Here is a 6,772-nt window from a genome sequence, read left to right on the forward strand (position 1 = left end):
AGGTTGTTTCACGTGAAACAACCTTTTTTGATCCATAAAGTCTCCCTTTTAAAAGGGAGATGAGGAGCGATTATAGCTCCGCAAGGGGATTTTAAGCTGACTTTGCTAGAACTTCAGCCATTGCTTTTGCAACTTTATAAACATTATTCATGTTTAAACCAGCCACACAAATACGACCACTGCGAACTAAGTAGATCGCATATTCTTCACGAAGTGTATCCACTTGTTCAGCCGTTAAACCTGTATAGCTAAACATCCCTTTTTGATTCACAAGGTAGCTAAAGTCACGGTCAGGTAAGGCTTTAGTCAACTCATCTTTGAGGATGCTACGCATTTTAATAATACGCTCACGCATCTCTTTGACTTCGCCCTGCCATTGTTGGTTGAGATCAGCGTCATTTAACACTTGATCAACCAACCATGCACCTGTTGTTGGTGGGCTTGAATAGATACGACGTACCGTTGCTTTTAACTGACCGAATGTGCATTTTGCGGCTTCAGCATCATCACATACGAAGGTTAAACCACCAACACGCTCACCATAAAGTGAGAAGATTTTAGAGAAAGAGTTGCTGACAATGAAGTTCAAGCCCGCTTTGTCTAAGGCGCGGATTGCATAAGCATCTTGCTCCATACCATCGCCAAATCCTTGATAAGCGATATCGAGGAATGGAATCAGATTACGCTCTTTTAACACTGCAATCACTTGATCCCACTGTGCTGGATTTAGATCCGCACCTGTTGGGTTGTGGCAGCAAGGATGTAACAACACGATGCTTTGCTCTGGCAAAGTTTTTAATGTCGACAACATACCGTCAAAATCAACACCACGTGTTTTAGCATCAAAATATGGATAGAAGTTGCTCTTGATGCCAGCGCCGTTGAAGATCGCAACATGGTTATCCCACGTTGGTTGGCTCACCCAAACTTCTGAATTTGGAAAATAAGTTTTTAAGAAGTCTGCACCAACTTTTAATGCACCTGAACCACCCAAAGTTTGAATGGTAGCAACACGATCTTGTTGAATTGCTGGGCTGTTTGTACCAAACAATAATGCTTGAATCGCATCACGGTAAGGTTTGAAGCCTTCCATTGGGAGATAAAGTTTGGTTTTATCATTTTTAGGCGCAATACGTTTTTGAGCTTCGATAATGGTATCAAGCTGAGGAACGATACTGTCTTCGTTATAGTACAAACCAATACTCAGGTTAACCTTTTCAGCGCGAGAATCAGCATTAAACTGTTCCATTAAAGAGAGGATTGGATCGCCTGCATAAGGTGGGATATGTTGAAACATTAACAATGTCCTTTTATTCAACAAGGTGCATGGATGTGTCTTGAGGAGCGCTGCTCCAGATGCCCAATAATGTACCAATAAAGCGATGATGAAGCACGCTGTTATTTACATTCTAGTGCAGTATTTACTTACAAATTTCATGGTAAATGGAACAATTATAGAGATTGTCTACAATCAAGCTGTCATACCATGGTCTTAGGATAAAGCCTAGTCAGAGTCAAAAAACGGAATAATCTAAATCAAAGAATAAAAAATTCATGCTATTAACTTATTGTTATGTAATGAAATTATTTATGATTCCCTCTGTTTGTCGTGTGTTGTAAATGTTGTATCTAGATTATAGGGTTGACTGAGCAAGTCTATTTTATTGTCGACAATCCTATTGCATTTTTTATTATATCTCGTTATAAAATCATCAAAACTGTAGAGATTGTCGACAATATGCAAGATACCCTTGTTCCTCAAGCCATCAGCACAAGTCAGGGAATGACCCTGACGGAACATGTATTTAAGCAAATTCAATCGGCGATTGTATTAGGACAAATTCCTGCGGGCAGTAAGATTTCTGAGCCTGAGTTAGCACGTATTTATGGGATTAGTCGTGGTCCTTTACGTGAGGCGATCCATCGTCTCGAAGGTCAAAAACTGGTTGAGCGTACCGCCCATGTCGGTGCACGTGTTGTCTCATTGTCACTACAACAATTTAAAGAACTGTACCAAGTGCGTGCATCCTTAGAAGGTCTAGCTTGTAAACTCGCTGCACAGCATATTGATAAAAAACAAATTCTAGCTTTACGCGATGTATTGCGTATGCATGCCGAAGATGAAAACTTTAAAGCAGGTAAGGGTTATTACTTGCAAGAAGGTCAAGACGATTTCCATTACTGCATTATCAAAAGCAGTGGCAATAAAACCTTAGAGAAAATGTTATGTGATGAGCTTTATCACCTCATCCGTATGTATCGAATTCAATTTTCAAATACCCCAGATCGACCAAGTAAAGCTTGGGACGAACATATCCGCATATTAGATGCGATTGCTGAGGGTGATGGTGAATTGGCTGAAATGCTGATGCACCGTCACATCAATGCATCCTACAAAATTGTTGAGCAAACATTGCTGCAAACTCAAGGAGAACATCAACATGGCTAAATCTGCTGGTCAGCTATTCCGCGACGCGGTCGCAAATGAAAAACCATTACAAGTGGTCGGTGCGATTAACGCCAATCATGCATTGTTAGCAAAACGTGCAGGCTATAAAGCAATTTATTTGTCTGGTGGTGGTGTTGCTGCTGGTTCGTTGGGTTTACCTGATTTGGGTATTAGCAACCTTGATGATGTATTGACGGATGTACGCCGTATTACGGATGTCTGTGATCTACCATTATTGGTTGATGTGGATACAGGTTTTGGTGCTTCAGCATTCAACATTGCACGTACCACTAAATCAATGATTAAGTTCGGCGCAGCAGCAATGCACATCGAAGACCAAGTAGGTGCAAAACGTTGTGGTCATCGTCCGAATAAAGCCATCGTCACGCAGCAAGAAATGGTTGATCGTATCAAAGCGGCGGTTGATGCACGTACTGATGAAAACTTTGTGATCATGGCACGTACCGATGCGCTTGCAGTTGAAGGCTTACAAGCAGCAATTGATCGTGCAGGTGCGTACATCGAAGCAGGTGCGGATATGTTGTTCCCTGAAGCAATCACTGAATTAGCGATGTACAAGCAATTTGCTGATCTCACCAAAGTGCCAGTATTAGCGAATATCACTGAGTTTGGTTCTACGCCGTTATTCACGACTGAAGAATTGGCTTCTGCCGATGTCAGCATTGCGTTATATCCACTTTCTGCATTCCGTGCGATGAACAAAGCTGCAGAAAATGTCTATGAGACGTTGCGTAAAGAAGGCACACAGAAGAACGTTGTTGACACCATGCAAACGCGTCAAGAATTGTATGAACGCATTAACTATCACGCGTTTGAACAGTATCTTGATGCATCGTTTGAAAAAGCAAAATAAGAAATCCCCCTAAATCCCCCTTTTCAAAGGGGGACTTCCCTCCCTTTGGAAAGGGAGGGCTAGGGAGGGATTTTAGAACTCATAATTCACATAGAAAGAACAGAAAAGGACAATCTTATGAGCAGTAATGAAACTCCAACAGGCTTCAAGCCAAAAAAATCAGTTGCGTTAAGTGGTCAAGTTGCAGGTAACACTGCACTTTGTACCGTGGGTCGTAGTGGTAATGACTTGCACTACCGTGGTTATGACATTCTTGACCTTGCAGTTGGAAGCCAATTTGAAGAAGTTGCACACTTACTTGTACATGGCAAACTTCCAAACAAAGCTGAGTTGAAAGCATATAAAGCAAAACTTAAAGCACTTCGCGGCTTGCCAGCAGCATTGAAAACTGCACTTGAGCAGTTGCCACCATCTGCACATCCAATGGACGTAATGCGTACAGGTGTATCTGTGCTCGGTTGTTTAACACCTGAACATGAAGACCACAATGAAGCAGGTGCGAAAGACATCGCTGACAAATTGATGGCAAGCTTGGGTTCAATGTTGTTGTATTGGTACCACTTCAGCAACAACGGTCGTCGTATTGAAGTTGAAACCAATGATGACTCAATCGCTGCACATTTCCTCCATTTACTTCATGGCGAAGCACCATCTGAGGAGTGGATTCAAGCGATGCATACCTCTTTGATTCTGTATGCAGAGCATGAGTTCAATGCCTCTACATTTACTTCACGTGTTGTTGCAGGTACAGGTTCAGACATGTATTCAGCAATCACGGGCGGTATCGGTGCATTGCGTGGGCCAAAACATGGTGGTGCGAATGAAGTTGCGTTCGTTATTCAACAACGTTACGACAATGCTGACGAAGCAGAAGCCGACATCCGTAGCCGTGTTGAGAAAAAAGAAGTGGTGATTGGTTTTGGTCACCCTGTCTATACCGTTTCTGATCCACGTAACGAAGTGATCAAGAAAGTGGCGCGTGAACTTGCTGAAGCACAAGAAAATACCAAGATGTATCTGATCGCTGAGCGTTTGGAAGCAGTGATGAAAGAAGTGAAGAACATGTTCCCGAACCTCGACTGGTTCAGCGCCGTGAGCTATCACTTGATGGGTGTTCCAACAGCCATGTTCACACCATTATTTGTGATTGCACGTACAGCAGGTTGGTCAGCACACGTGATTGAACAACGTCAAGACGGCAAGATCATTCGTCCAAGCGCGAACTATACTGGCCCTGAAAACTTAGAATTCAAACCATTGGCGGAGCGTGGTTAATGTCAAATCAATACCGTAAACCGCTGGCAGGTACCCAGCTCGAATACTATGACGTGCGTCAAGCCGTTGAAGATATTCAGCCAGGCGCATACGAGACCTTGCCATACACCTCTAAAGTGTTGGCAGAACAGCTTGTACGTAAGGCTGATGCAGAAAACTTAACTGATTATTTAAAACAATTGATCGAACGTCGTCAGGACTTGGACTTTCCTTGGTATCCTGCGCGTGTTGTGTGCCATGACATCTTAGGTCAAACTGCACTGGTTGATCTTGCTGGCTTACGTGATGCGATTGCTGACAAAGGTGGCGATCCATCTAAAGTAAACCCAGTGGTTCCAACGCAGTTGATCGTAGACCACTCTTTGGCAGTGGAATATGGCGGTTTTGATCCTGATGCATTTGAGAAAAACCGTGCAGTCGAAGATCGTCGTAATGAAGACCGTTTCCACTTTATTGAGTGGACGAAAACTGCATTTAAAAATGTCGATGTGATCCCAGCGGGCAACGGCATCATGCACCAAATCAACTTGGAGAAAATGTCTCCAGTGATTCAAAACCGTGATGGCTTGGCATTCCCAGATACATGCGTAGGCACAGACTCACATACGCCACATACCGATGCGCTTGGCGTGATTTCGGTCGGTGTCGGTGGTTTGGAAGCTGAAAATGTGATGTTGGGTCGTGCATCTTGGATGCGTCTACCTGACATTATCGGGGTTGAGTTTGTTGGTCAGCGCCAAGCGGGCATTACTGCAACCGATATCGTTCTTGCATTGACTGAGTTCTTGCGTAAAGAGCGTGTGGTGGGTGGTTATCTCGAGTTCTTCGGTGAAGGTGCTGACAGTATGTCTGTGGGCGACCGTGCTACCATCTCGAACATGACACCTGAATATGGCGCAACTGCGGCAATGTTCTACATCGATCAAAACACCATTGATTATTTACGCCTGACCGGTCGTGAAGATGCACAAGTGGCATTGGTTGAGCAATATGCGAAAGAAATCGGTCTTTGGGCATCGGATATGACCAAAGCGCAGTACCCACGTGTACTTCGTTTTGATCTTTCAACAGTGACTCGTAACATTGCAGGCCCATCAAACCCACATGCACGCGTATCGACGGCTGACTTGAAAGAAAAAGGTATTGCAGGTGTTGTTGAAAATCGTACGGATGGTTTAATGCCTGATGGCGCGATCATCATTGCAGCGATTACCTCTTGTACCAATACCTCAAACCCACGTAACACAGTGGCAGCGGGTCTATTGGCACGTAAGGCTAATGAACTTGGCTTAGTGCGTAAACCTTGGGTGAAATCATCATTTGCACCGGGTTCTAAAGCGGCTGCGTTGTATCTTGAAGAAGCTGGCGTACTTAAAGACCTAGAAAAACTTGGTTTTGGTATCGTGGCGTATGCATGTACAACATGTAACGGTATGTCAGGTGCGCTTGATCCAGTGATTCAACAAGAAATCATTGACCGTGACCTGTATGCAACTGCCGTGCTTTCGGGTAACCGTAACTTCGATGGTCGTATCCATCCATATGCAAAACAGGCATTTCTTGCATCTCCACCATTGGTTGTGGCGTATGCGATTGCAGGTACGATTCGTTTTGACATCGAAAAAGATGCACTGGGTACAGACAAAGACGGTAACCCGATTTACCTGAAAGACATTTGGCCATCTGATGCTGAAATTGATGCGTTGGTAAAAGAAGCTGTGAAGCCTGAACAATTCCGTAAAGTCTACATTCCAATGTTTGACTTGGACGAATTTGAACAAGCTGAAAGTCCACTTTACGACTGGCGTCCGCAAAGTACCTATATCCGTCGTCCGCCGTATTGGGAAGGGGCGTTGGCTGCACCACGTACTTTGTCAAATATGCGTCCGCTAGCGATTTTGGGTGACAACATCACCACAGATCACTTGTCTCCATCAAATGCAATCTTGATGGATTCGGCGGCAGGTGAATACTTGCACAAAATGGGCGTACCTGAAGAAGACTTCAACTCATACGCGACGCATCGTGGTGACCATTTGACGGCACAACGTGCAACCTTTGCCAACCCGAAACTATTTAATGAAATGGTGGTTCGTTCTGACGGCACGATTAAACAAGGTTCAAAAGCGCGTGTAGAGCCTGAAGGCGAAGTGATGCGTATGTGGGAAGCGATT

General features: G+C 44.1%; 5 protein-coding genes. 4 read left to right on the plus strand and 1 reads right to left on the minus strand.

Going from position 1 to position 6,772, the window contains the following annotated elements; genetic code table 11:
• Positions 1 to 91 precede the first annotated feature (91 nt).
• Positions 92 to 1,297, minus strand: a complete 1,206-nt coding sequence (locus tag B4237_RS11615; protein ID WP_286943209.1) for an aromatic amino acid transaminase — start codon at positions 1,295 to 1,297, stop codon at positions 92 to 94.
• A 441-nt stretch (positions 1,298 to 1,738) separates the two neighbouring features.
• On the opposite strand from B4237_RS11615, the gene B4237_RS11620 reads away from it, so the two are divergent.
• The 4 genes from B4237_RS11620 to acnD all read left to right on the plus strand — a co-directional run.
• Positions 1,739 to 2,449: a GntR family transcriptional regulator gene (locus B4237_RS11620; protein ID WP_007478243.1), complete on the plus strand. Its 711-nt coding sequence runs from the start codon at positions 1,739 to 1,741 to the stop codon at positions 2,447 to 2,449.
• Positions 2,442 to 3,323 carry a methylisocitrate lyase gene (prpB, locus tag B4237_RS11625; RefSeq protein WP_004882090.1) on the plus strand — a complete coding sequence of 294 codons (882 nt, stop codon included), beginning with the start codon at positions 2,442 to 2,444 and terminating at the stop codon, positions 3,321 to 3,323. The genes B4237_RS11620 and prpB overlap by 8 nt, the downstream gene beginning before the upstream one ends.
• A gap of 117 nt (positions 3,324 to 3,440) precedes the next feature.
• A complete protein-coding gene (gene prpC / locus B4237_RS11630) occupies positions 3,441 to 4,598 on the plus strand; it encodes a bifunctional 2-methylcitrate synthase/citrate synthase (RefSeq protein WP_004882089.1) in 1,158 nt (385 codons plus the stop codon).
• Positions 4,598 to 6,772: Fe/S-dependent 2-methylisocitrate dehydratase AcnD (gene acnD / locus B4237_RS11635; protein ID WP_286943216.1), on the plus strand; the 2,175-nt coding region annotated here is incomplete at its 3' end. The genes prpC and acnD, both read left to right, overlap by 1 nt.

This window comes from Acinetobacter sp. UBA6526, assembly GCF_002434875.1.
GTDB lineage: Bacteria > Pseudomonadota > Gammaproteobacteria > Pseudomonadales > Moraxellaceae > Acinetobacter > Acinetobacter venetianus.